The sequence below is a fragment of the Sandarakinorhabdus sp. genome (assembly GCF_031430775.1).
In the GTDB taxonomy this organism is placed as follows: Bacteria; Pseudomonadota; Alphaproteobacteria; order Sphingomonadales; family Sphingomonadaceae; genus Sandarakinorhabdus.
In genome coordinates this window covers 1-2832 of record NZ_JANPCD010000143.1, presented here as the reverse complement: position 1 = coordinate 2832, position 2832 = coordinate 1, and the positions used below count along the sequence as shown (strand labels likewise).

The window sequence follows — 2832 nt, the reverse complement described above, 5'->3', positions numbered from 1 at the left end:
TGGCCCGCCGTTTTTGCTCGCCGTCCGGTCTTGCCGGAGTCGGAAAATAGCGCTGCGCGCTATTTTCTGCCCGGCTGCGCCTAATCCACAGGCACCCCCGGCCTTGTCAACGCCGTCCGAATAACAAACGAAGTCTTCACGCTCTCCACATTCGGCGCCGGCGTCAGCGCGCTGGTGAGAAACCGCTGAAACTCCTGCAGGTCATGCGCCACGACCTTGAGGATGAAATCGATCTCGCCGTTCAGCATGTGGCATTCGCGAACCTGGGGCAGGGCGGCGCAATGCTCCTCGAACGCTTTCAGATCTGCCTCGGCCTGGCTCTTGAGCGACACCATGGCAAAAACCGTGATGCCATAGCCTAAAGCCTGCGAATCCAGATCGGCGTGATAGCCCAGGATGGTGCCATTTTCCTCCAGCGCGCGCACGCGGCGCAGGCAGGGCGGAGCGGTCAAGCCGGCGCGGGTGGCCAGATCGACATTGGTGATCCGCCCCTCGGCCTGGAGATGACGCAGGATGACCCGGTCGATATCGTCGATCGGCAAACGCGAACGATGCAAGTTGTGAAACTCCATGTCGAAACAATGCGCCCAGCTATAACATTGTTGCCGCAGCGCGCAAGATGCCGGGCCTGAGATTTCCCGCCGCAATGGCTAGGCCATAACCACCGCAGCGGCTGCGCCGCAACCAACGCTGTGGCTGCGCCATAAGGGGTGCAAATGCGCCGCGAAATCGCTAACTGGACCCAACATTCACAGGAGAATCCGGGTGCTGCCAAGCCGTCATGCCAAGGTGTTGATTATCGGGTCCGGCCCGGCCGGCTATACTGCCGCGGTGTATGCCGCGCGCGCCTTGCTGGAACCGGTGCTGATCCAGGGCCTTCAGCCCGGCGGGCAGCTCACCATCACCACCGAGGTCGAAAACTGGCCCGGTGATACCATGGTGATGGGCCCCGACCTGATGGTGCGCATGGCGGAACAAGCCGCGCATGTCGGCACGCAAATGGTCAACGACATCGTCACCAAGGTCGATCTGTCGGTGCGCCCGTTCGCGCTTGAAACCGACAGCGGCACGCATTGGACCGCCGATACGCTTGTCATCGCCACTGGCGCCAGCGCGCGCTGGCTGGGCCTCGAATCCGAAATGAAATATCGCGGTTTCGGCGTCTCGGCCTGTGCCACTTGTGACGGTTTTTTCTTTCGCGGCAAGACCGTGGCCGTTGTCGGCGGCGGCAACACCGCTGTCGAGGAAGCGATGTTTTTGACGAAATTTGCCTCCAAGGTGCACCTCATCCACCGCCGAGGTGAACTGCGCGCCGATCGCACCAACCAGGCGCGGCTGTTCGCCAATCCCAAGGTCGAAATGCACTGGAACGCCGAAGTCACGCAGGTGCACGGCAAGGACGATCCGCTGACAGTCGAAGGCATCACGCTTGGCAGCACCGTCGGAGACGCGCCGCGCCATTTGCCCGTCGATGGCCTGTTCGTCGCCATTGGCCATGTGCCCGCCACTGGCCTGTTCGCCGGCCAGCTGACCATGGATGACGAAGGTTATCTGATCACTGCGCCCGATTCGACTGCAACCTCCATCCCCGGCGTGTTCGCCGCGGGTGATGTGAAGGACAAGCTTTACCGTCAGGCCGTCACTGCCGCCGGCATGGGCTGCATGGCCGCGCTTGAGGCGGAACGTTTCCTGACCCACACGGCCGAGGGCGGGCACTAGGGGGATGGGACCGGCGCTCAGCATGGATTGGGAAAAGCTGCGGCTGTTCGATACGGTTGCCGAGGCCGGCAGCTTTACCGAGGCCGCGCGCCGCCTGCACATGAGCCAGCCGGCCCTATCCCGCCAGATAGCCGCGCTTGAGGAAAGCCTTGGCGCCAAGCTGTTCCACCGCCATGCGCGCGGGCTGGCGATGACGCACGAGGGCGAACAACTGCGCAGCGCCACCCACGAAGTGCATGAACGCATCGACCGCGCCGCCCAGGCCATCGATGCCTCGCGTGATCGGCCCACCGGGGTCATCCGGCTGACCACCACTGTCAGCTTCGGCTCGACCTGGTTGGCGCGGCAACTGGGTGACTTTCTCGATCTTTATCCCGATATCAGCATCGAGATGATCCTGACCGATCAGGATATGGACCTTGCCAAGCGCGAGGCCGATGTCGCCATCCGCTTCCACCGGCCATTCCAGGGCGAATTGATGCAAAAGCCGCTGACCGGCATCCGGCATTATCTGTGTGCGTCCCCCGATTACCTCGCCCGGCGCGGCACGCCGACCAGTGTCGCCGATCTCGAGAGCCACCGCCTGCTGGCTTATGGCGATGCAGCGCCGGAATTCCTCAAGGGTATCAACTGGGCGCTGGAACTCGGCCATGAAGGCAACCCGCGCGCAGCGGCGCTGACCATCAACAACAGCCATGGCGTGCTGCAAGCCGTGGAGGCCGGCGCCGGCATTGCAGCGCTGCCCAGCTATCTCATCCGCTATTCCGGCAAGGTGCAGGTGGTATTGCCTTCGCTGGAAGGGCCGGTGTTCCGCACCTTCTTCACCTATCCCGCTGAATTGCGCCGCTCCGTGCGCATCGCCGTGCTGCGCGATTTTCTGGTGGCACGCATGACGCCAGGCAATCTCGATATCGAAAATCTGCCGCGCCATGCACCAGACGCATAGCTGCTTTGCGATATTGTGCAGTGCAATATAATCCGCGACCCCCTAGATAGAGGTTGTCGCCGTCTTGGACGGTGGAACGTCTCCTCGATCTCCCCCGATAGAGCAGACGGACATGGCCCCGCCTTCCCCCCTTTGGCGGCCCCATGTCGATCCGTTGGTCGCCTGGC

The 2832-nt window shown here is 62.9% G+C and carries 3 protein-coding genes; 2 read left to right on the top strand and 1 reads right to left on the bottom strand.

Annotated elements, in window-relative coordinates; all coding sequences use genetic code 11:
* Positions 1-80: 80 nt before the first annotated feature.
* Positions 81-572, bottom strand: coding sequence for an Lrp/AsnC family transcriptional regulator (locus RMQ73_RS08920; protein ID WP_310497804.1), 492 nt, complete (start codon positions 570-572; stop codon positions 81-83).
* Between the two features lie 193 nt (positions 573-765).
* On the opposite strand from RMQ73_RS08920, the gene trxB reads away from it, so the two are divergent.
* A complete protein-coding gene (trxB, locus tag RMQ73_RS08915) occupies positions 766-1719 on the top strand; it encodes a thioredoxin-disulfide reductase (protein ID WP_409049856.1) in 954 nt (317 codons plus the stop codon).
* Positions 1720-1723: 4 nt separating this feature from the next.
* Entirely contained in the window at positions 1724-2665 is a 942-nt protein-coding gene (locus RMQ73_RS08910) for a LysR family transcriptional regulator (RefSeq protein WP_310497803.1), read from the top strand.
* The last annotated feature ends 167 nt before the right edge of the window (positions 2666-2832 follow it).

What these genes read in the sequence shown, in the direction of transcription:
- RMQ73_RS08910 (WP_310497803.1), top strand. Translation starts at nt 1,724, where the DNA reads ATGGGACCGGCGCTCAGCATGGATTGGGAAAAGCTGCGGCTGTTCGAT.
- RMQ73_RS08920 (WP_310497804.1), bottom strand. Translation starts at nt 572, where the DNA reads ATGGAGTTTCACAACTTGCATCGTTCGCGTTTGCCGATCGACGATATC.